Here is a 23,007-nt window from a genome sequence, read left to right as displayed (position 1 = left end):
GGGTGGGGGATATCCATCCATGGAAAGTTGAGTCGCCCCGGCTCAAAAAATTTTGACTTGAGTGGAACAAACTCAACTTTGTGTACGTTGGAGTAAATGACTAGAGATTCACAACGCACCGACAAAGCTCCGATGTGGGCGATAGGCGGTGGTTACAGAACATAAGGTCCATGAAAGGAAAAATATGAGTTCATTCAATCCAACAACTAAAACGCAGGAGGCCTTGCAGGTCGCGCTGCAGCAGGCCTCGTCCCTGGGCAACCCGGATATTCGCCCAGCGCATTTACTCGCGGCGATCTTAGGCCAGGAGGACGGCATTGCAGTGCCGGTCCTGCGCGCTACAGGCGTGGATCCGCAGGTGGCGGCTCAGGAGGCCAATGCGCTTGTGGCAGGGTATCCCAAGGCTGAGGGCTCCGGGATGGCAAATCCCAACTTTAACCGCGAGGCTTTGAACGCGCTGACCGCTGCGCAGGAGCTGGCTGGCGAATTAGGCGATGAGTATGTGTCCACTGAGGTGCTGCTCGCTGCGATTGCTCGGGGTAAGTCCGACGCTGCGGAACTGCTGACTAAGCGAGGCGCTACCTATGACGTTATTAAAGGTGTGTTTCCATCTGTGAGAGGAAGCAAGAAGGTGACTAGCCAAGACCCTGAGGGGCAGTTCCAGGCTTTGGAGAAGTATTCCACTGACCTTACGGCTCGCGCTCGTGAGGGGAAGATCGACCCTGTTATTGGGCGTGACTCGGAGATTCGTCGTGTGGTCCAGGTGCTGAGCCGCCGCACCAAGAATAATCCGGTTCTTATTGGTGAGCCGGGCGTGGGTAAGACCGCGATTGTAGAAGGCTTGGCTCGCCGTATCGTCGCCGGCGATGTGCCAGAATCTTTGAAGGGGAAGACCCTAATTAGCCTTGACCTTGGTTCGATGGTCGCTGGTGCTAAGTACCGTGGCGAGTTTGAGGAGCGCCTCAAGGCTGTGTTTGATGAGATCAAGGCAGCAGAGGGCGAAGTCATTACCTTTATTGATGAGCTTCACACCATTGTTGGCGCGGGCGCTACCGGCGACTCCGCTATGGATGCCGGCAATATGATCAAGCCGCTGTTGGCTCGTGGCGAGCTGCGCTTGGTGGGTGCCACGACCCTCGATGAGTATCGCAAGTACATCGAGAAGGATGCCGCTTTGGAGCGTCGTTTCCAGCAGGTCTTTGTCGGTGAGCCGTCCGTGGAGGACGCTATCGGTATCTTGCGCGGACTCAAAGAGCGCTATGAGGTGCATCATGGCGTGCGCATTCAGGATTCTGCATTGGTTGCTGCGGCTACCCTCTCGGATCGCTATATCACGTCGCGTTTCTTGCCGGATAAGGCGATCGACCTGGTCGATGAGGCCGCTAGCCGGCTGCGCATGGAGATCGATTCTTCCCCGCAGGAGATCGACGAGCTAGAGCGTATCGTGCGGCGTTTGGAGATTGAAGAGGTCGCGCTGGGCAAGGAGACGGACGCAGCTTCGCAGCAGCGCTTGGAGAAGTTGCGCCAGGAGCTTGCCGACGAGCGCGAGAAGCTCGGTGAACTCAAAGCCCGCTGGAATAATGAGAAGTCTGCAATAGATAAGGTGCGCGAGGCCAAGGAGGAATTGGAACACCTGCGTTCTGAGTCCGAGATCGCCGAGCGCGAGGGCGACTATGGCAAGGTAGCTGAGCTGCGCTATGGCCGAATCCCGGAGCTGGAAAAGCAGGTGGCTGAGGCTGAGTCTCATACCACTGACACCACTATGCTCTCGGAGGAAGTCACCCCGGACACCATTGCGGACGTCGTGTCTGCCTGGACTGGTATCCCCGCGGGCAAGATGCTCCAAGGCGAGACTGAGAAGCTTTTGCGCATGGAATCCGAGCTGGGCAGCCGAGTGGTGGGTCAGCTGGAGGCCGTGGAGGCGGTATCTGACGCGGTGCGTCGTGCGCGCACTGGTGTGGCTGATCCGAATCGTCCGACTGGTTCGTTCCTCTTCCTCGGCCCTACAGGTGTGGGTAAGACGGAGCTGGCCAAGGCTTTGGCTGAGTTCATGTTTGATGATGAACGTGCGATGGTGCGCATCGATATGTCTGAGTACGGGGAGAAGCACTCCGTGGCTCGGCTGGTTGGTGCCCCTCCCGGATATGTTGGTTACGATCAGGGCGGCCAGCTCACCGAGGCCGTGCGCCGGCGTCCCTACACGGTAGTGCTTTTCGACGAGGTGGAGAAGGCTCATCCCGACGTCTTTGACATCCTGCTGCAGGTACTCGACGAGGGCAGGCTTACCGACGGCCAAGGTCGCACCGTCGATTTCCGAAACACCGTCCTCATCCTCACCTCTAACCTGGGCGCCGGTGGCACCCGCGAGCAGATGATGGATGCGGTGAAGCGGGCCTTTAAACCAGAATTTGTTAACCGCTTGGACGACGTGGTGATTTTTGATCCACTCTCAGAAGAGCAGCTGACCCACATCGTGTACATCCAGATCGCTCAGCTGGCACACCGCCTTTCGGCGCGTCGCCTCACTCTGGACGTCTCGGATGCTGCCAAACTGTGGCTGGCTGAACGCGGTTACGAGCCGGCCTATGGCGCGCGGCCACTACGCCGCCTGATCCAACAGGCGATTGGCGACCAGCTGGCCAAGAAGCTGCTGGCAGGTGAGATCCGCGACGGCGACACCGTGCACGTGGATGTGGCCGATGGCGGCGGGGCTTTGGAGCTGGCGAAGGGCTAAATCCAACCGGCTTCGCGAGCCCTAAGGTGTGCCTCAAATCTATTGTGGGCACCCAGTTTAGACATCGCCGAGGATAAGTAATTTCTTGTTGTTCCAGGGGCAAGGAAGACTTCCTCGGCGATGCTTTCTATAGATCCGCCTTTTCCTGCGGCTTCGATAACTTCGGTTTCACGTTCTGTTAGCGGACTATCTGCTGCGGTAATAGTCATTGCAGCTAATTCAGGGTTGATATACCGTTTTCCTGAGTAGACGGAGCGAACCGTATCAGCAAATTCTTTTGCGGTCGCAGTCTTAGGTAAAAACCCTTGCACTCCAGAAGCGAGGGCTCTTTTAAGTTGGTAAGGGCGTGAGTGGCTTGTCACGATGACTAGAGCCGTTTGGGGTGAAAGCTTATTGATGTTTTTGGCGAGTTCCATGCCATCGATGCCTCCGAGCTGTAAATCAGTGACTAATACATCTGGAAGTGGCGCATGCATCGCTTGAGTTTTCTTCCACCAACTGAGTACGTCTTCTGCAGAAGAAAAAGTATGGATGACATCAAGGTCTTCTTCGAGGCTGAGAAGCGTTGCTAATGATGAAGCAATAAGTTGTTCATCATCCACAATGACCAGTGTGATCATGCTTTTGTATCCTTCCAAAAGAGGGCTGCAGTGAAAACGGAACCTTGGTGGCTGAGACGAATCTGACCGTGGATTTTGCTTGCGCGTTCTTGCAACGACTCTATGCCGCCAAATGCACCCATGTGTTTTGAGACTCCATTGTTAGTTATGGTGATCGACATCGGTGAGATTTCAAATTGAATCTTCGTAGCAACAGAGTGCTTCATGATATTGGTAGTGGATTCCTTGATAAATCATGCAGCTATTTGCCTGCAGTGCGGGGGAATGAGACTGCATTTTCCTCTAACATGAACGAGAGCTTTTGTGGATTTAAACAAAGAGAGTGCTGAATTTAGTTCCTCCTCAGGGCATAAGGTTCGGTACCCAGTAACTACCTGATGTAAATCTTCCCGCATTAACTGAATCAATTTTTCTAATTCGTGTAGTTCAGCGGATACTTTATGCTCATCTTTCTTATACAAAGCTAGAGCAATTTGAGTTTTAAGAGACAACGCAGCAATGCGCTGCCCTAAACTATCGTGAAGCTCCTGTGCAAAGCGTAGGCGCTCTTCATGGACTCGGAGTTGCGACTCAAGCTCACGTGTCCGATTGAGCTGCTTCACGATTTGAGTAGACCATGCTGTGGCTTTGCTCCCAGCAACAAGCACCAGAGCAAAAACAACAATATAGCTCTGATGCTCAAAAGTGGGGTGTTTGATGTACACTGCCGTGAGCACCCCAAACACTAGCGTGTACCGCATTGGTTGAGCTAAATTAATGGCAATAGCGAATGAGAAACACGATAAAGCGACTAATGAAACTCCTGCGTATGTGCGTAAAGAATCATCAGACAGCGATTGTGATATTGCGGTAATTCTTATTGCAGCAGTGCTGATACATAACGTGATTATGTTTATTGCTAGAGAAAGTGGAAGCACTTGCGAAAGTGGCCGAGCAACACTGGTACGAAGCGCAGGGGTCCGTTCGATTACGACTGCAGCGCAAGACACGTTTGCGATAAAGAAGAGTGCGGGTGGTAGTGAACCTAAATCAAAGGAGCTTAAATATTGGTTGAGCGAGTTCCACCAAATTGCAGTTTTCATACAGAACACTGCAAGGATAACGAGACATATGTGCATAGAGCCCCGCACATAAATTGAAAACTTATCGCTTTCACTCATTTTGAATAACCTACACATATTTTCAAACTGGCCGCGCGTTATTTAGCGGTTCGTTTCCCAGCTCATATACCGGAATGCAGCCCACGTAAGGAACAACGCCCATATCAGGAGTGCGCCGATTGAGGATAGAGACGTATTGAATGCGTCGAGTAAAGAAAGACTTTCTTTGCCCGAGAGCTCGGATATGGTTTTGAAAGGGGTGCCAGTCCACTCTGTAAAAGCTATATCACTAATCAATGCGAAGGGGGTTTGTCCTAGAACATCTTGAACTCGTTGGGCATAGCTGCACGAAGTGACGATTGCGATAACATCGCGAGGACCATGACAGGTAGTGACGTCAGCTGAGCTGCTTCTGCGGTAGATGTGATCGCGCTGGTTAATAGCGCAAAAGCTGTGGAAATGACGATGCCAAGATTTATAGCAATGAATAATATAAATACTGTGTAGGGAACGGCATTGGTATACCAAATCAACATTATTAGCATTAGTCCCGTAAGCGATAGAGATATAATCGCGCCGGGAGTAGCTAGCGCGGCTAAAATTTCAGGAGTTTGTGTCTCGCCTGTACGTAATCGCTTGAGAACACGTTCGTCTCTGCGGGTGGTAGTCATTGATAGAACTGCGTAAAATTGCACGAACATTAGAGTGATGAGAAAGAAAACTTCCATAGAAATTGCTGTTTTAATGCGCGTTGGGGTATCACCACTCCCTAAAAACTGCATCAAAAATCCGACGCCTATAGGGAAGACCACTGCCATGAACAGCAGGGTTTTATTTCGTAAATACTGACGTATTTCTGCTTGTGCGAGGGCTTTGTATCGTCTCCATCTTGAGCTGCCACGTGGTGGAATAAGATGGGCAGGGTTCACTGATAAAGGTATGTTATTGCTCATTGTTTTCCTTTGTATGGAATGGGCTAGTTTTGACTAATCAGGGCTGCCAGTACCCGCAATGTTGAGGAATACCTTCTCTAAAGAGGCAGGATAAGCAGAAAAATCTTGTAACTCGATACGATTTTTACTAACCCATTGGAGAATCTTATGGGTATCCTTCTGAAGATAATTGGTGAAGATAGTGTGATGATTTAGCTTCGACAAAAGGGTGGTGTCTGGGATCTCGGGTGGTTGTTGCTGAGTCCTGAAAGAAATTTCTGCAGATACGGTGTTGGTGAGCTGCGGTAGTGTGCCTTCGCACGCTATTTTCCCAACATTCATGATCCCGATGCGGTCACATAATGTCTCAGCTTCTATTAGATAATGCGTAGTTAATATCATCGTTACGCCGCGCTCTTTCAGTTTGAGCAACAAATTCCACACATTATGGCGTGATTCTGGATCGAGGCACGAAGTCGGCTCATCTAGGAAGAGCAAAGATGGATTGCCTAATAAAGCACATGCTAGATCAAGCCTGCGCTGTTCACCTCCTGAGAGAACTCCAACTTTGATCTCTTTGCGGTGAGATAACTCCACATCGGATAAGACACTGTTGGGATCTTGAGGCTGAGAGCAAGTACCTGCCCACATTTTGATGGTTTTTCCAACTGTGAGCTGAGCGGGTAAGCCACCTGATTGGAGCATAATACCCATGTGCGGACACACTTCAGCTCGGTTTATGTAAGGATCTTTTCCAAACACGCGCACGGTCCCGGAAGTCGCTGGGGCCAATCCTTCGACGACTTCCAAAGTAGAGGTTTTTCCTGCGCCGTTAGTGCCGAGGAGCCCATAAACTTCACCACTATAAACGTGGAAGTCTACACCCCGTACGGCCTGGTACTTAGTGTTGTTTTTTCCATAACAGCGCGTAAGCTTCTCGACACTCACGACAGGTGTATTCTGCAGTTCGCTCATGCAGTGAACATTGCCAAAGCTCTAAATTTCACACCATATGTTTTGTCATCGAACTTATTATTTGATGCATAAAAGAGCATGACAAATGTCATTTCTATCTACTTGCTAAAGTTTTTGCGCCACCAAACGATGAGCAAGAGAATGATGAGCACGGCAGCTGCAAGAATTGCCCACATCTACCACTGCATGTTCATTCCTGAACCGTCTTCAAAAACCTTTTCTTCCTGCGGATCCATGGGTACTTGATGCCCATGAACTAGAAGACGATGCGTGTTGATCCCGTACGGCGTACACGTGACCAAAGTGATGATGTCTTGTCCCTCAGCCCTTTGGAGCGCGTCTGTCTCCTCAGGCAGAACTACACTTATGCGGTCAACTTGATACTTAAGTTTGTGTCCAGCAACAGCGATATAAAAGGCGTCGCCCTCTTTGACCTTGTTGAGGTTGTCCCACAAAGTAGCGTTCTGCAGTCCGGTATGTGCAGAAAGCACAGAGTGCCGATCAGCGCCTCCCACCGGTAAGTCGGTTCCGAACAGATGGCCAACGCCACGCTGCAACGACTCCTCAGAAGTTCCGTGGTAAATAGGTAAATCCGACTTAATGGAAGGGATAATGATGCGTCCCATGGCGTCGGTTTCATGGAGTTTATGAAGGTATTCCTGGTAGGGCTCGTTATCCTTTGCCCTACGCGAGGCCCACGCATCCAGGATTGGGCCTTGGGATCGCTCAGCGTTATAACGGTGGGCTTCTTCCCAAGCAGTATCAAGAACTTCTGCCGGAACACTCTTTTCTAACTTGGAATAAGCGTCTGCAGCTTGCTGCTGGATGATGTTATTCCATTGCGTCGCGATGACAGGATAAAGGAGCACTCCCAGTCCAACAAGAATGATAAGTACAGCTAGTGCTGCATTTCCTCTTTTTCGAGGTGGGGTGTTAGTGGAAGTTGTGTCCAGCTTTTGGTTCATGAAGTAGCTCTCTTGGGGCTGAAGCCAATTCGAAATAATCGTGGCAGCAATGTTTCTACTCAACTTAGGGCTAAACGATGAAATAAAGAAACCGGACAATATGGGGAAGGCGTGCTTGTGCAACAACGAACTAAACAAAACCCTCAATATATAGATTATCTATATGAAATGTATTTTAATGCTTAATTTAGGGGGTGGATAATATGAGTTGCTGGTGTGGTTGTTTCAGAAGTGTGGTTGCCATGCGGCTAAACATGTCGTATTGAAAAATAAACATTTTTAAAAACGGCACATTTAGTGAAATTTTTCGCATCTGATCTCGGAAAATGCGAAGCTTTAGGGTCTGGGCGGGAGGATATTGTTAGGAATTTTTTATACCTAGGGGGGTGGATTCCTTTTGGAAAACGCCCCCTTTACCAGTGTTTAAAGTCACTAAAATGTCAAAATTTTGCCAATTTGAGAAGTTTTACCCTAAAAAGCTTTGCTTTGGCGGGGGGGGGGGAAGCATGCTTTTGCTGTATCCCAATTCGGAAAAAACCTAACCTTTCGGGTGTGGAACATTCTTTTGGACAGCTATCTTTCAGGGATTTTCTGACTCTCTCTAATTTTTTGCATATCTGCTTGGTGGTGCTCAAATCGGGAAAATTTTTCCGATTTGTTGCGATGTCACCTATCTGCGACTGTGGCACATGCGAATTGGGTAATGCGCTTCTTTTGTCTCTGGATGAGTGCTTAAGATGCCATTACGCGATTAGCAAATGTGCGTTTCTTGATGAAAAACGCTGTGAGCAGAACTTATCTATTAAAAAATAGAAAGGTATGGTCTCGACAATTTGCTCAAATTCGCAGTGTCTGCGAGCAAAAGTGTTCGCTCTCAATCTAAGGAAGACATCGTCTTGAATAAGTTCTCTCGTACCACGCGTACTGCGGCTGTTGCTGCGATTGCCGGCCTCTCACTTTCCCTCTCTATGCCGGCTGCTTTTGCGGAAGAGCCTGTGGCTGCTGCTGCCACAGCTTCGGATTCCCCTCTAGTGAACCCGAATTTAAAGGGTATGCTAACCATTCATAAGTATGCCGACCTGGAACGCCTTGGAACACCCACTGGAACCATCAAAGATGCGGAAAGTATTAGTGGAGAAAAGCTCGATGGCGTGGAGTTTACTATCTATAAAATAAAAGATATTGATTTGACAACAAATGGTGGAATTGCAGCGGCAACTAAAAAGACAGCCGCTGATTATGTAACCGCAGGCGTTGTTGATTCTGGCAAAGTAACCCAGATCAAAAAAGAAACAACACGCGATGGAAAAATAGTTCTATCAGACCTTCCGCTGGGGGCTTACCTTGTAGTAGAGACAGGCCCACTGCAAGGATATACTCCTACTCCTGCGATTCCTTTTGTTGCGTATGTTCCAATGACTGAAGGAAATTCAGGAGACAATCAAGGCGTTAAGTGGAATTATGACGTACATGCTTTCCCTAAAAACTTCAAAGAAGAAAAGCCAAGTAAAGCAGTAGAAGATAAAGACCAAAACGCTGATGACACAGTAGTTTATACAGTTTCTGGAACCGTACGTCGGTTGGCAGAAGGCGAAAAGTTAACTCAATTTGAGATTGCTGACCAGGTTGATAAAAAGCTTCAAGTCACGGATGTAAAAGTTTTCTTGGGAGACGTTGAGCTTGACAAAGACAGCTATGAAAACCCAACTTTTACGGAGAATAATGTCCACGTTAAGTTGACTGCTAAGGGATTGTCTCAGCTTGTTACAGGTGCGAAGGTTTCTGTAACAATTACGACTAAAGTTCTAAGTTCTATCGAGGACTTGAAAGTAGAAAACTCAGCTACCGTATATCAGAATAAGCCAGGAGGCCAGCAGGATACGACAGGAACTCCAACGCCTACAGTTCGCACTTATTGGGGTGGCGTGCAGTTCAAGAAAGTGGATAAGGAACACGGGGGCTATCCGGAGCTGAGTTTAGGCTTATTCGTTCGGCTAGCGAAACTTGTGAAGATGTGAATGTAAAAGATACCAAGAGTATTGAAGCTTCCTCTGTGAAAGGACTTCAGAACGGAAAAGTTTCTCAATTTTTCACTTCTGGGGAAGACGGAAAAGTTCTGATCACTGGACTACATGTAAACGATTTTGCAGATAATGCTGTGGTCGATCCCGCCAAGCACTTACTGCATAGTAGAAACAAAAGCGCCCAAGGGGAAAGAGCTCCTGTCGAAAGCCATCCCATTCCAGCTTAAAGCGGAATCAGGTGCAACCCCCGAAAATCGTGAGTACAAGCTTGCTTCTGTCAAGGTTGGAGATGTTGATGGTGAAGTCGTAAACATCGATGACACCACTCCGCAGCTTCCTCTAACTGGTGGTGCTGGTGTTGGCATTTTGGCTGCAATAGGTGCAGCGATTGTCGCAGCTGGTGCATGGTTTGCACGCCGTAACTCCAGCCAAAATAACTAATTTTTGGTTGTGACGCCGACCTTAGGGAACTAAGGTCGGCTAGATTTTCGCTGGTCGCAGTGCTTGTTATGTCGATCAGTGGTTTCTAAAAGTATAAGTGTTGATTCCGTATTTTCCCAGATAGATATTCTGGGTTTCTACGGTAGTTTTCCTGCGCAGCCTTGAACATGAGTCTGCTAAACGATTGGGAACAAACGTGGTTAATGTAGACACGGTACCGTTAGGTTCAAAGCAACCCCGCATTCGAAAGAAAAATGTCTTCATACCTGTGGCATTGATGATCGTGGGGCTTATCGTCATGATATATCCAGTTGTTTCTACGCAAATGAACAACTGGGGACAACTTAAGGCTGCGCAGGAGTATTCCCAGCTTCAAAAATCGGTACCGCAAGAAATTAAAGACGAAGAGTGGGAGCGCGCTCATAAATATAATGAGGGGCGGACTACTGGTCCTATTTTCGACCCATGGATTGGCAGAATTACTGCCGACAATAAAGATTTTAATGCTTATCTAAAACAGATCAATTCGCAAGATGCTATGGGGCGTCTCGTCATTCCTAGCATGAAAGCGGACCTCCCGATTTACCATGGAACGTCTGACGAAACTCTACAAAAAGGGGTAGGTCATCTTTTTGGTTCGGATCTTCCTGTTGGAGGATCAGGAACGCATTCGGTGTTAACAGGGCATACAGGCCTTCCGAATGCGACTTTGTTTGACAATCTTAAAAACGTAAAGCAAGGGGATGCTTTCTTCATCCAAATCGCTGGTCACAAAATTAAATACATAGTTGATCAGATTGAAATTGTTTTACCGAATAAGACTGAGCATCTTGTCCCTGTTGCGGGAAAAGACTATGTCACATTGATTACTTGCACTCCCTATGGGATCAATACTCACCGTCTTCTTGTCCGAGGATATCAAGTACCCATTACGAATTCTGAGACTCTACAACTGGAAAAAGTCAAGGAATGATCTGGCAATGGTGGATGTATGTATTAATCGCCGCATTCATTATTTGTTCTATTGGTTTGGCTTGGTGGCTGTTGAAGCAGCGAAATCACGACGCTGAAGCGCTGGAAAATAAGAAAGACTAAATATTTTGAAATCGCATATCCTACGCAGTTCAGTTGTCTATGTTGCTGTTTCACTTATGTCACTGAGCACACTGGCTTTTCCCCAATTGCTTCAAGTTACGTTCCGAAAGCTGCTGCTGCCATTACTGGCTTTAATGATAGTCAGGATCCAACAACAATCGAGCTAGATAGATTGGTTAACCTGAAAATTAAGATCCCGCTAGTAGATAAATATGACACTGACTTACGGAGTCATAAACCTCACTGTTCAGTCTCCAACTATAAAATTGAGATCAGCTTATTAGATACTGATCCGATTAATACTATTGAGGGATATAAAAAAGCAGCAGAACTTTCTGTAAAAAATGCGAAAAAGTTAGCTGTTGTAGAAAAATATACTGCGACAACAGATAACGAAGGTATTGCTGCTTTTCCGGGACTCAAGCCTGGTGCATGTCTGGTGGTTGCGCAGCCTCCCACTGACTCTTCTTTTTACTATCCAAAGCCGCAAGAGATGGTAGTTGTTATCCCGACTTCAGGACAAAATGATAAGTGGAATTATGATGTTTTGCTTATAGCTAAGTTTGAGCCTCATATTCTCCCACCAGTTCCTAACATCCCAACGAATACACCACCATCGCCGCCTGCCCCTACCTTTTCGCCAAGTTCGCCTTCGCCTGCTCCAGGGAAGCTTGCAGAGCCTTTGGCTATGACTGGAGCCGCAGTTTTAGGACTGGTTATGGCTGCTTCAGTGCTGATTCTAGGTGGATTCACATTGTTGATCTTGGCGCGTCGTAAAAAGACGGAGGGGAAATAATGCATTGGATTGGGACCAACGGTCGTATGCCCTCATCACATAATAAAGCCTTAGGAGAAAAACTGGTGAGCAAGAATGCATTTTTGCGTTTACGTTTCATGGTGACTGTTTCTATAATGCTTGGTTTATTAGCAGGAATAACGGTAATTAACTTTGCACCATTGGCGCGAGCTCAAGAAAGTATCTCCACAGGTTCTGTATCGGTTTCTTCTGTGGATAATTTGAATTATTCAAGAAAGATACAGGTTCCCATACTGGAGGACGCAGTAATTGAATCGGTAACAGTCTCAGCAGCCGAGCAAGAAACAGCATTTAGTACGGATGCCACACAATTAGCTCTGTTTATAAATGGCGTAAAAGTACCTAACGTCGATTGGAGCGCTGGCGCAACTGCACCATATTCTCTTACTGCCACATTCGCAGAAATTTCTGTCTCCGCAGAAACCAGTGTTGAAGTTCAAGTAATCGGCTCTGTGAAAGATTCTGGTTGGAGTGCGTAAATACTAGGGACTGTCGGGGACGCGACGTCGACCCTCGTACCAACCATTCAGCCACGGAGTGTCGCCCCACTTGCCTTACAGGCCCCTTCTCAAACTACAGAGACCCCTATGGCGCCGGGTAATCTGAAGGGGACACAAGCTACCACTAAAGTGCCTGCTAGCAGTGGGCAGAGCTATGCGGATTTTGATGTATTTGTGGGAGAGCCTCAAGCTCGGCTTGAAAAAGTAGGTCTAGCGCTTGATGGGCCGATCCCGAATGGAATTACTACTCTCGAAATATTAGTAGATGGGAAATCCATTGAGACGTTTCCGGTGAATGCGGGGAACGGCGCGTATACGCTTACAGCACAACTCTCTATCCCACAGAGCGTAGTTCAAGGTCAAAAAATAACTATGCGTTTGAAGGGCTCAAGCGGTATTTATTCTCAAATTCCTGGTAGTACCGGGTACATCAGTGGAAATCCTGGTGGAGTTCAACTTTATGGAACAGTTACTAATGCAGGCAGTTCTTCTTTGCCTGAGGTATCGCCTACACCAGATCTTCAAACAATAGGTAGCGGTAACTCTGTAGCTTCTTTGAACTCAGAGATACTAACTATCTCTACAGAAAAGCAAGGAGCTGAGCTAACCAAAGAGATAAAAGTACAGGTAGAAGTTCCTGGTTTTACAGGCACCGAAGGTTGGTCTCTAAAAAATGCAGGCTAGCTTGTAGATCCCTCGCAATATGATTTAAGAGTAGACAGCGATACCGTCTTCTTTACATTCAAAACTCTTCGAGATATTCCTGTGGGCAGCCGTGTGGAAGCAGCGGGCCGCTGGGTTGGAAACCAGCAAGCTACTGGTTCTCTAACCTTGTGGACACCAAAAAATACGAACACAGAGCCAGACCAAAAAGAGGGCAACTCTGGGTTGTATCCTTTGGCCAAAGAGCCATACTTGCTTTGCAAAGTGACAGCTAGAAATCAGCTGCGTATTAGCGCAAACCCATCGGAGCAAGGATCTCTTTCTAAAGTCGTTGTACGTATTCCAGACGGAGTTCCGCTTCCGGATCCTTCGGATCCAAAGATATTGTTGCAAGCTTCTTTTGGAAGCCGCACTAATGGAACTGGCTTTACCACTGAAATCAACGAGCGGACGCTTACACTAACTCTCACTCCTGAAGCACCGTTACGTAAGCTTGAAGGAGTTAGTGTTGTTATTCCGGATACCGCAAGATACGGCACTACTTATACTGATTGTAATATCACCTTCCTCGGCGTGGGCAAAGAAGCACCTATGCCTACTGTATGTAGCGAGATAGATCGCCCAATTGATGATCGCGGTTTGGCAATGCCTTGGAACGGAAACGAATCGCGTTCGGTTGCTCGGAAACCTGCACGCGTTTTGACTGAAGAAGAAAAAGCTCGTGGTAATACCGTTTATGTAACCGCAAGTACTCCTAATAGTCAGTCTCGTAACTTCTCCCAACTTTATTATCAGGAGAGCGCGGGCACGTCGTTTAAAAAATCGGAGAACAAACCGACTGGGTAATTAACGCACTTGCGTACAATACAAGTGACAATTGGTTATATGCTGTTTCTCAAGGCCGAGTGGGATACCACTTTGTAGAGGCTGGAACAACTGCTACGGGGAAGAAACGCCTGCAAATAGTGACTCTTGAAGACCCATGCTTCCCGGCGGGGCATCTTCTTCAGATTGATCCGTTAACCGGTGCAGTGCATAACCTCGGGAAGATTACAGCACCGAATTCTCCTGCTTATGGTATCTCCGGCGGATACAATCGCCCATGGCCAAATGACCTGTGGGGCGGAGTGAACGTAGGTTTCTTTGACCGTAACAATGAGTATTGGGTTACCAATGGTTCTTTGTCCGGAAGTGGACATCTGTACAAAGTTGATATTGCTAAACGAGTCGCAACTTCCACAGGAAATACAGCAACAACCTGTGGAAAAGACGAGCAAAATTATTGTGCTAGGTCTGAGGATTACGCCATACTTTCGTCTGCTCTTTCACAGGGAAATTATGCCTGGGGCATAAAAAATGGATGGGCAGCCAGCGGCCGAGTTGTTCTAGAACGAATTGATATGAGCACTGGCTTCATTAAAACCTGGGATATCACTGGATATATAAGACAGCTTCTGGTCAGTCGATTCCTACGGGGCATCAATGGGGTAAAGCGTGGACCTATGGAAATGGAAACTTAGGGTTTGGTACTTCGAGTAGCCGTTCTTCAAGTACGGTCTTACAGCTCAAAGTCACAAATCCTGATTCAGCTAATCCCACATTTGAACTTGTATCATTGGATAACACAACTCCTGCTGCTTATAATACTAATGGCACGAGTAACGGGTTAGTCCCAATCGATGTTGATCTAGAAGTTAATAAAACTTATCTTGGTGAGGATCAAGCCGCTGGAAGAATGACTTGGCGGATTGATGTCTTTAACAAGAGCGCTTCCAACGGAAGCTCCGGTTTCTTGGTTAATGATGAGATCCCTGCAGGGTTTACAGATCTTAAGATAAAAACGCCTCCGAACGTACAGGTATCTGTTAACCAAGGTCCTAGCCAAATAGATCCGAAGCGGATCTATTTGCAGGCGACTTTTGGTCCCCTCCCCGCAGGTCAATCTACATGGGTCGAAATCAGCGCTAAAGTTCCTACAGGATCAATTCCAGGTTGTGTAGAAAATACTGCGTCAATTATTGGTAACGAGAATGATCCGAATTCTGGAAATAATAGTTCCACAGCGGAATGTGAGAACAAGGACGTCACTATTCGGATTAAAAAAGTTGATTTTAATGAATCGAGCCAAGATGTGCCTCTAAACGCTGCTTTTAAGCTTTTTGAAGCAGTTGCTGGTCCGGATGGTTCTTTGTCCCCGTCTTCTGAGGGGAAAGAGATTGTAACTACGGATAAAGGAGTTTTGGGCGAAGCTACGGTTACTCCGGGCAAGTCATACTTCTTGGTGGAGACCCAATCTCCTAAGGGATACAGCCTTTTGTCACGACCTATCTTATTAAGGGTGGAATCCGATAAGGACGGAAAGGTCAAGTTGGTTTTCCCCGAGCAAAAAGATACGTTCCCAGTGCTGCAGGAAAAAATTGTCTATCAAGATGGTGTTATCACAATCCCCGTAGCTGACGTTATGGTGGGAGATCTTCCGAGAACTGGTGGTAATGGAGTTGTACCTATCGTTCTTTTAGGCGCAACGCTAGTAATATTTGGTGCGATGAGGACTCGATTTAAAACAAAGCGATAGCGGAGAGTATTGCTTTAAAGCCTGGTGTGTTGTGCAAACACGCCAGGCTTTTTGTAAAAGGAATCAACTGTTTACCGTCTCGGATAATGCAATTTTGACGATACATGGCAAGGTAGTGGGGGTATTTTAAGCACTCTTGAGCCTTGATGATTTTGAGGAAAATCGTCAAGTTTCCTGTGTTTATAAAACCTTGATATTGGTTCGGGGGTACTTAGGCTTAGTAAAAACGATTCGAGTACCGCTCCGTTGGACTATGGGTTATGCTGTAGAGGTATCGCAACCAGTTGATATAAAGCTAGTATTCCCCCTCAATATACTAGCTGGGAGAGTGCTGGTCAGTTTTTTAAAAGCTGACCAGCACTTTTTTCTTTTTGCGGTAGTGGTGGCAGCAAGTAATAGTGCTTGGTTTCTGGGGAAGCCTGTGGTGGGGGAAAACTACGGTGGGGATGGTCTGTGTCATAGTGGTGTGCAAGCCCTGCTATGCGTTGCATGGGTTTATGTGGGCATCGAGAAGCTTATGCAGAGAGGCATCATGGTTCTGAATATCACGTACCTTGTTCTGGGGGCATTGTTGCTGGGGTGGGCGGTATACCGGTTGTTAAAGGACCGGAGGCGGCAGTATAGTGGGATGATCCTTTTGGTCAGCATCTTTTTTCTGGATCGTTTTGACCAACGTGCTTTTTGAGTTCGACCAAGCTTTGGGGCTTCTAGCTGGTTTGGGCGTGATCGTGCTTGTTATCGGATTAGTGTTCGGCATGGCGTTTGCGATGCTGGTGAATAACTACTTTTTGATGAAGCGCGAGGGGATCTCGCTGGTGCATTCGCTACCACTGCTTGCTGGATTGGGAACACTGCTCGTCTATTTCTTTGTTTTTGGCAACAGCCTGTTTTTTAGCAGTGGTCAGGTATTCGGTAATAAGCCTATTTTTCAGGTCTTCTTCTTATTGGCGGTCTGGTACATCGGGGTCGTGGGGTACGTGGGCTTCAACCTTGCGGCTTATACGCTTCAGGCGGTGATCTATGGGCGCTGGCCGCGCGCTCCCCACTATGACGCGGTGGTTGTGCTTGGAAGCGGAATCAGGGGCGAAATAGTCACGCCGCTGCTAGCGTCGCGGCTTGATCGAGGGATTCATTTGGCCCGCGAGGTAGGGGCAAAAACATTTGTGTGCTCGGGCGGGCAGGGGCCGGATGAACCGATCCCGGAAGCCGAGGCCATGCGGCGTTATGTTGAAAAACATGCGTCTGGTGAGTTCACGATTTACTCAGAGGATCGTTCTACGACGACAGAAGAAAACATTCGTTTTAGTAAAGCCCTTATGGATGATGAGCTCGGCGCGGATGCTGAGGTGGCAATAGTGACCAGTAACTACCACTCCATGCGGGCCGGGGCGCTTGCCCGACGCCTGGGCGTTGACTGGGAGTCCTACGGCGCTCCTACGGCTCTGTACTACGTTCCTACGGCCTTTTTGCGCGAGTTTGTGGCATCCATGGTGTTTAACTGGAAATTCCATGCAGTACTACTCGGGATTTTTTCTGTGGGAATGGCTCTGATCGGTGGGCGGGGGTTGTACTGACCGCCGGAATTATGGCGAAAAAGACCATTATGGGGGTGGGGGGTACCTGGGCGGTTATGTCATGAAAGCGCTGTTCAAAGGGATAATTTTATTTCCAGGTGAAAAGTTTTAATTAAACTTTGGAAAGTGTCTTGTGCATCTCTGACACTGTAGCTATAGTTCTTCTTGGGCAGATCAAAAGTGCCGGCCTAACCGCACTATGCAACCTGCCTGACCTATGGTTTGGCCTGTCCTTACCTAATGGGTGTTTCCTATGTGCACTCGTAAGGGCAGGTCACACCTCTTGAGGGGTCGGCGCGAGGGGCGTCTTCGGCATTTGCATAAGAGGTTGGGAACAAGGCGGTGCGTATCTGCTCTGCAGGGGATAGAAGGTGGTCATTATGGCTACCTTCTATTTTTTGCTTTTTGACTTTTGAGGCCCAGGATGGGGCCCTGCCCAGGATGGGGCCCTATTTTTCTTTGCTCAGCGTGATTTAAAACAAAAAACCTACGCTAGCGTATATTTTATTTTTTGTATAAATGCTGGTAGAAGCGTTGGAAAAAAATTTGGTGTTCGCAATCACGTTATTTTCAAAACAGTGATACGGAGACATACCTAGTATGGGGACCATAAGGCATTAACTACAAGCACCAGCGGGGGGGAACGCGGCGTGTGTTAAGAGCTACTTTCCATCGCGGTGCGCTAGTGGTTTGTTCTCAAGGCAAGCCAGAGAAGGAGCATTGATCGGTATGAGCATGTCATTTAATCCTCAGGTTTTTGATCAGGCCTGGGATCGTTTCGGATCAGAAGACTTCGACGTTGTCATCATTGGTGGCGGCTCCGTGGGTGCTGGCGCGGCGCTCGATGCTGCAACACGAGGACTGCGTACTGCCGTGGTGGAAACCCGCGACTTTGCTGCCGGCACATCCTCGCGATCGTCGAAAATGTTCCACGGAGGCTTGCGATACCTTGCGATGCTGGACTTCAAACTCGTCGCAGAGTCCCTCCACGAGCGCGAACTCAATATGTCTGTCCTGGCGCCGCACCTGGTCAAGCCTCTAAAATTCATCTTCCCGCTGACGCACCGCCTCTGGGAGCGCGTGATGATGTTCGGCGGATTCACCCTCTATGACCTTATGGGTGGGGCGAAGAGCGTGCCCATGCAAAAACACCTCACGCGCGGAGGTGTGTTAAAAGTCGCACCGGGGCTGCGTAACGATGCCATCGTTGGTGGTGTCCGTTATTACGACACCCTTGTTGACGATGCTCGCCACACCATGATGGTGCTGCGTACGGCGGCGCACTATGGCGCGGTGGTTCGTCCATCGACCCAGGTGGTGGGCTTTGATAAAGACGCTTCCGGCCGGATAGTTGCAGCGCAGGTGCGCGATACCGATACCGGTGCGGTGACGACAGTCCGCGGCAAGGTGTTCATCAACGCCACGGGCGTGTGGAATGACGAGGTAGAAAAACTTGCCGGTGCGCAGGGCAAGTTCTCTGTGCATGCCTCCAAGGGTATTCATATCGTGGTGGAGAAGGACAAGCTCGACGCTGACGCAGCGCTGTGCTTTGTTACCGAGAAGTCAGTGCTGTTTGTGATTCCGTGGGGCAACTATTGGATCATCGGTACCACAGACACTGACTGGGATCAGCATCTATCCAAGCCGGACCCAGCTCCCACGCGTGCCGATATTGATTATGTGCTGTCTCAGGTTAATCAGCGCGTAAGCAGGCAGCTGGGGTATGACGACATCGTGGGTGTCTTCTCCGGATTGCGCCCGCTGCTCAGCGGTAAGTCTGACGCTACGACGAATCTCTCGCGTAACCACGCCGTGGCTGTGGTGACCCCGGGATTGGTTTCCGTGGCTGGCGGAAAGTACACCACGTACCGGGTGATCGGTAAAGATGCGGTAGACGTGGCTCTCAAGGAATCCAAGATCAAGGCTCCGGATTCAGTGACTGAACGCACTCCTATCGTGGGCGCGGACGGATACCATGCGTTGGTTAATCAGGCGCCGATGCTGGCGGCTAAGTATGGTGTGGACGAGCAGCTAATAACCCACCTCCTGGGCCGATATGGCTCGTTGTGCGAACGCGTGCTAGCCCCAGGGTTGGAAGACCCGCAGTTGCTCACTCCTGTGGAGGGGGCCGAGGGCTATTGCTGGGCTGAGGTGCTGTACGCAGTCACCGACGAGGGGGCCTTGCATGTGGAAGATGTGCTGCTGCGTCGGTTGCGTGTGGGCATGGAATACGCGGACCGAGGCGTGGGTGCTGTGGATGGCGTGGCGCGACGCATTGCCCCATATTTAGGGTGGGACGACGCGCGCGTTGAAGAAGAGATTTCGGGATTCGTTGATCGTGTAAATGCTGAACTAGCTGCAGAAAAAGCATTAACGGATGTTGAAGCGAACACGATTATGACCACCGCTACGCAAACTCGTTCCAAAGTAAATTTGGACGTTGAGGGATAAATTGGCGGAAGTGGGGTATAGTAATCCTTGCTGTGGGCTACTATCCCAGCGCGCGGCACTATGAAACTGGTTTCAGTTTCATAGTGCCGCGTCTTTCCTTTTTCTGGGGTCTGTGGGGGACATGAGCGCAACACCGCCGGTGAAAGTATGGCGGTTTGTAAGTGTCGGAGTTCACTTACAAACCTAAGTAAATACTAAGCTAAAGGTGCTAAAAGTGTAAATAGGTGAAGCGGGCTAATTTTGAGTGCGCTATAGGCAAGCTATGGCCGAGCTGCGGAACCTAGTTCAAAAACACACACTGAGCGTTTCCGCTGTATAGGTAGATTTTGTTCAGCGCCGTAGGAACGCGTTTGGGGTATCAAACAAGCGAAAAACTGCGACGGCCCTTAGACTTTTGGGTATGGGTATCACAATTAGCGTTGAGGAGCTTGCGCAGCGAATCAACACCGGCAGTAATAACATCATTCTTGCCAGCCTATGGTCGCCCCACGAAGGCGGAGGCTACGCGCAGTTCAATTCAGAGCACATTTCCACCGCGCGTTACTGCGACACAGCATTTGCCTTGGCTTCTGCGCCAAGCTCCAAGCTGGGTCGCAATCCGCTTCCCACCAAGAACATTCTGGACCGTTGGTTTATCCGCTGGGGTCTCACAGATGACCGTCAGGTTGTGGTGTATGACAACCACCGTGGCCTTTTTGCCGCGCGCGCCTGGTGGGTGCTCAAGTGGGCGGGCGTTCCCGACGTGGTCATCCTGGACGGCGGTCAGAAAGCGTGGGAGGCTGCAGGATATGAGACGTTGGGCGGTCCCGGTAACCCGCGGATGTATTCCACCATCGAGCCGGAGCTGGGCAGCATGCCCACCGCAACCATTGAGGACGTGAAGAACCACACCGGGATCCTGCTGGATACCCGCGAGGCTAATCGTTTTGCTGGACGCAAAGAACGGCTTGATCTTAAAGCAGGTCATATCCCCGGAGCAGTCAATATTCCTTCCCGAGATCTGCTTACCCAGGAGGGTCTGTTTAAAACCCCGGAGGAAATCCGTGCGGCGTTTGCTGCTGTGGGGATTACCAGCGCGGATGATGTGATCGTTTACTCGGGTTCTGGCAACCATTCGGCGCAAGCAATCATTGCTATGAATATTGCGGGTCTGGGAACGCCTCGACATTATGTGGGTGGATGGTCGCAATGGGCGGCAGATCCCAAGAACCCTGTTGAACATGGAGATGCGCGCTAGGCTTTAAGCCATGCTATTTCTTTTCGCCGGAATTGTGGGACTCCTTGGAGTCGGGCTGTGGTTGTTTGACCTTTCACGTCGTCGGACAACCACCGTTCAACAGAACGCAGACGCGGAGGAGAAAGGTGGGCCGTCGAAAAAGCTTGCGGCTATACCTAGGGGGAGCCGGAAGGAAAAGAAGACGTGGGCTGAATCCCATGGATTTGATTACACCAAAGAGGACGCTTTTCTTGCCGACGAATGGAGCAGGGGAGTGGCCGCGGAAGGTGCGGTTGCCCGCGACGTAGTAAGCGGCATCGCCGGGGGATATGAGATGCACCTCATGGAATTGGGCGAGGTGAGCGTGATGGCGCTGCGCCGCGCTGCTACCTCGGATGTGGTTGTGATGGCGCGTCGAGAAGCACAAGAAGATGCGGAAGACTTAATGCAGGTTAGCCGCATTGAGGGATTCATCCTGTACAGCAACGACCAAGGCGCTACCGAAAGAATGCTGGACGAGCGAGTGGATAAAGCATTCGCCGATATGCCCAGCGCAGTGTCAGTGGTGTGGGAGGAATCTGATTGGGTATTAGCCCAGCTCGAACGCGGCTCCACCCACGAGGACTGGGACGCGCTCATCCAGCCTCTCGCGCTCTTTGCCGACGCAGCACGGGTCCTGCCGCCACGAAGCGGCGCTACCCAGCCAGTGGATTTCACGGACTGCGACCCCACCCGGCCCATGCCGGATGCCCCGGAGACGGAGGAGGACGACTCGGAAGATCCGGTGCCGGTTCTGCCCATGGTTGCGCGCAAAGAAGATCCTGTTCCGCTGCCAACTCGCGCCACAGCCCAAGCACGAGGGGTGGTTGAACCGCGGCCTGTCGGCGGTGACGATGTCGCAGCCATAGCCAAGGGCGATAAACCAAAGACGCAACGCTATAACGGAACCCGCGCTCTGCGCGATCTCAGCCAAGGTTCCACGATCTTTGAGGACCTCACCGAGGAACTCGGAACCGACCCTCTAAACTAAGTAGCTAAAGCCCAACGGCAGTTGAAACTAAGGAGAACTCCCGCACCCATGTCTATCAATGCAGCAAAGAAAAAAAGAACTAGCGGAACTGGTCAAAGAGCTCGCCGTTGTTCACGGAAAAGTCACGCTGTCTTCCGGCAAAGAGGCCGATTACTATGTTGACCTGCGTCGGGCTACCTTGCACCACCGTGCATCACGCCTGATCGGAGAGCTGCTGCGCGAACTCACCGCAGACTGGGATTATGTGTGCGTCGGCGGACTCACCCTGGGTGCTGACCCCGTGGCCACCTCCGTCATGCACGCTGAAGGTCGCGCAATCGACGCCTTTGTTGTGCGCAAGGAAGCTAAAAAGCACGGCATGCAGCGTCGCGTCGAAGGCCCCGATGTGGTGGGTAAGAAAGTCCTGGTGGTGGAAGACACCACAACCACCGGAAACTCGCCGCTTACTGCAGTTGCTGCGCTGCGGGAAATCGGTGCCGAGGTAGTAGGCGTGGCCACCGTCGTGGATCGCGCCACTGGTGCGGCCGACGTTATTGCTGCCGAGGGGCTGGAGTACCGCTACCTCATCGGGCTTGAGGATCTAGGGCTTGTCTAACGCAACCTCCACGCCGGGTCCCACAGAGTGGGGCGAGGGCCTGCATGGGGTTGGGCCGTGGGCAGAAGAACACCCCGGTGTACCCCTGCCCGCCGAGCCCCACTATGATCCCGAGCTACTGGAAGCGGGGGATCGTCGCAACGTTGTCGACGCCTACCGCTATTGGTCACGGCCCGCAATTATCAAGGACATTGATACCCGGCGCCACGCCCTGCACATCGCGATTGAGAACTTTGAAAACGACGCGAACATTGGCACTGTCGTACGCACCGCCAATGCGTTTGCCGTAGACACGGTGCACATTGTGGGGCGGCGCAGGTGGAATCGTCGTGGCGCAATGGTCACCGACCGCTACCAGCACCTTATGCACCACCCAGACACGCAGCCCCTGGTCGACTGGGCGTTGGCGGAAGGCCTTACAATCGTGGCTATAGACAACACGCCGGGGTGCGTTCCCTTAGAGACTGCCGAGCTGCCGGAAAAATGCCTTCTGCTCTTTGGTCAGGAAGGGCCGGGGGTGACCCAAGCGGCGCAAGAGGGGGCGTTGATGACGTGTTCTATTGCGCAGTTTGGCTCGACACGTTCGATCAACGCTGGTGTTGCCGCCGGAATAGCCATGCACGCATGGATAAGGCAACACGCCGATCTGGGGAAAGCATGGTAGCTGGCTAAGGCTTTTGTCTAGTATTGGGGAAATGTT

At 50.0% G+C, this 23,007-nt stretch carries 20 protein-coding genes and 3 pseudogenes; 18 read left to right on the top strand and 5 right to left on the bottom strand.

All coding sequences use genetic code 11. The features are described from left to right. Positions 1–184 precede the first annotated feature (184 nt). On the top strand, positions 185–2,734 hold the full coding sequence (clpB, locus tag CBE74_RS23255; RefSeq protein WP_087454622.1) for an ATP-dependent chaperone ClpB: 2,550 nt from the start codon (positions 185–187) through the stop codon (positions 2,732–2,734). Here the strand turns inward: clpB and CBE74_RS23250 are convergent. The 5 genes and pseudogenes from CBE74_RS23250 to CBE74_RS23230 all read right to left on the bottom strand — a co-directional run bounded on the left by CBE74_RS23250 (position 2,731) and on the right by CBE74_RS23230 (position 7,326). Beyond that, complete coding sequence (locus CBE74_RS23250) at positions 2,731–3,354, bottom strand: response regulator transcription factor (protein ID WP_087454621.1); 624 nt, start codon at positions 3,352–3,354, stop codon at positions 2,731–2,733. The genes clpB and CBE74_RS23250 overlap by 4 nt on opposite strands. A gap of 233 nt (positions 3,355–3,587) precedes the next feature. After that, positions 3,588–4,436, bottom strand: a complete 849-nt coding sequence (locus tag CBE74_RS23245) for a sensor histidine kinase (protein ID WP_166741045.1) — start codon at positions 4,434–4,436, stop codon at positions 3,588–3,590. A gap of 332 nt (positions 4,437–4,768) precedes the next feature. Beyond that, positions 4,769–5,407, bottom strand: coding sequence for an ABC transporter permease (locus CBE74_RS23240; protein WP_225870155.1), 639 nt, complete (start codon positions 5,405–5,407; stop codon positions 4,769–4,771). A 33-nt stretch (positions 5,408–5,440) separates the two neighbouring features. Next, a complete protein-coding gene (locus tag CBE74_RS23235; RefSeq protein ID WP_087454618.1) occupies positions 5,441–6,361 on the bottom strand; it encodes an ABC transporter ATP-binding protein in 921 nt (306 codons plus the stop codon). Between the two features lie 98 nt (positions 6,362–6,459). Beyond that, positions 6,460–7,326 (bottom strand): annotated as a pseudogene (locus tag CBE74_RS23230) (class C sortase). An 896-nt stretch (positions 7,327–8,222) separates the two neighbouring features. Between CBE74_RS23230 and CBE74_RS23225 the strand changes: the two are divergent. The 17 genes and pseudogenes from CBE74_RS23225 (at position 8,223) to CBE74_RS23150 (ending at position 22,971) form a co-directional block, all read left to right on the top strand. Then, positions 8,223–9,344 carry a SpaH/EbpB family LPXTG-anchored major pilin gene (locus CBE74_RS23225; protein ID WP_233426047.1) on the top strand — a complete coding sequence of 374 codons (1,122 nt, stop codon included), beginning with the start codon at positions 8,223–8,225 and terminating at the stop codon, positions 9,342–9,344. 135 nt (positions 9,345–9,479) lie between these two features. Continuing rightward, positions 9,480–9,791: an LPXTG cell wall anchor domain-containing protein gene (locus tag CBE74_RS23220; protein ID WP_225870153.1), complete on the top strand. Its 312-nt coding sequence runs from the start codon at positions 9,480–9,482 to the stop codon at positions 9,789–9,791. Positions 9,792–9,987: 196 nt separating this feature from the next. Next, a pseudogene (locus CBE74_RS23215) lies at positions 9,988–10,886 on the top strand (class C sortase). A gap of 172 nt (positions 10,887–11,058) precedes the next feature. Next, positions 11,059–11,682, top strand: a complete 624-nt coding sequence (locus tag CBE74_RS23210) for a hypothetical protein (RefSeq protein ID WP_087454617.1) — start codon at positions 11,059–11,061, stop codon at positions 11,680–11,682. 65 nt (positions 11,683–11,747) lie between these two features. Then, positions 11,748–12,182, top strand: coding sequence for a hypothetical protein (locus tag CBE74_RS23205; protein WP_134316209.1), 435 nt, complete (start codon positions 11,748–11,750; stop codon positions 12,180–12,182). A gap of 108 nt (positions 12,183–12,290) precedes the next feature. Then, positions 12,291–12,887 (top strand): hypothetical protein, encoded by a 597-nt coding sequence (locus tag CBE74_RS23200; protein WP_087454615.1) that lies wholly within the window; start codon positions 12,291–12,293, stop codon positions 12,885–12,887. Between the two features lie 81 nt (positions 12,888–12,968). Beyond that, positions 12,969–13,712, top strand: coding sequence for a hypothetical protein (locus tag CBE74_RS23195; RefSeq protein WP_087454614.1), 744 nt, complete (start codon positions 12,969–12,971; stop codon positions 13,710–13,712). Next, positions 13,688–14,386 (top strand): DUF6923 family protein, encoded by a 699-nt coding sequence (locus CBE74_RS23190; protein WP_375167325.1) that lies wholly within the window; start codon positions 13,688–13,690, stop codon positions 14,384–14,386. Before CBE74_RS23195 ends, CBE74_RS23190 begins: the two co-directional genes overlap by 25 nt. Then, positions 14,332–14,469, top strand: a pseudogene (locus CBE74_RS24785) (DUF6923 family protein); the annotation flags it as partial. The gene CBE74_RS23190 and the pseudogene CBE74_RS24785, both read left to right, overlap by 55 nt. A gap of 12 nt (positions 14,470–14,481) precedes the next feature. After that, positions 14,482–15,441: a SpaA isopeptide-forming pilin-related protein gene (locus CBE74_RS23185; RefSeq protein WP_134873842.1), complete on the top strand. Its 960-nt coding sequence runs from the start codon at positions 14,482–14,484 to the stop codon at positions 15,439–15,441. A gap of 136 nt (positions 15,442–15,577) precedes the next feature. Continuing rightward, complete coding sequence (locus CBE74_RS23180) at positions 15,578–16,126, top strand: hypothetical protein (protein WP_225871163.1); 549 nt, start codon at positions 15,578–15,580, stop codon at positions 16,124–16,126. After that, on the top strand, positions 16,116–17,015 hold the full coding sequence (locus tag CBE74_RS23175; protein ID WP_233426109.1) for a YdcF family protein: 900 nt from the start codon (positions 16,116–16,118) through the stop codon (positions 17,013–17,015). The genes CBE74_RS23180 and CBE74_RS23175 overlap by 11 nt, the downstream gene beginning before the upstream one ends. A 729-nt stretch (positions 17,016–17,744) precedes the next feature. Further along, a complete protein-coding gene (locus tag CBE74_RS23170) occupies positions 17,745–19,466 on the top strand; it encodes a glycerol-3-phosphate dehydrogenase/oxidase (protein ID WP_087454611.1) in 1,722 nt (573 codons plus the stop codon). A gap of 400 nt (positions 19,467–19,866) precedes the next feature. Further along, on the top strand, positions 19,867–20,703 hold the full coding sequence (locus tag CBE74_RS23165; RefSeq protein ID WP_087454610.1) for a sulfurtransferase: 837 nt from the start codon (positions 19,867–19,869) through the stop codon (positions 20,701–20,703). 10 nt (positions 20,704–20,713) lie between these two features. Next, positions 20,714–21,712: a type III secretion system chaperone family protein gene (locus CBE74_RS23160; RefSeq protein WP_087454609.1), complete on the top strand. Its 999-nt coding sequence runs from the start codon at positions 20,714–20,716 to the stop codon at positions 21,710–21,712. A gap of 58 nt (positions 21,713–21,770) precedes the next feature. After that, positions 21,771–22,307, top strand: coding sequence for an orotate phosphoribosyltransferase (pyrE, locus tag CBE74_RS23155; protein ID WP_087454608.1), 537 nt, complete (start codon positions 21,771–21,773; stop codon positions 22,305–22,307). After that, positions 22,300–22,971: a TrmH family RNA methyltransferase gene (locus tag CBE74_RS23150; protein ID WP_087454607.1), complete on the top strand. Its 672-nt coding sequence runs from the start codon at positions 22,300–22,302 to the stop codon at positions 22,969–22,971. Before pyrE ends, CBE74_RS23150 begins: the two co-directional genes overlap by 8 nt. Positions 22,972–23,007 lie beyond the last annotated feature (36 nt).

This window comes from Corynebacterium silvaticum, assembly GCF_002162115.2.
Lineage (GTDB): Bacteria > Actinomycetota > Actinomycetes > Mycobacteriales > Mycobacteriaceae > Corynebacterium > Corynebacterium silvaticum.
The sequence above is the reverse complement of the archived record's forward strand: the minus strand, read 5'-3'. Positions and strand labels throughout refer to the sequence as shown.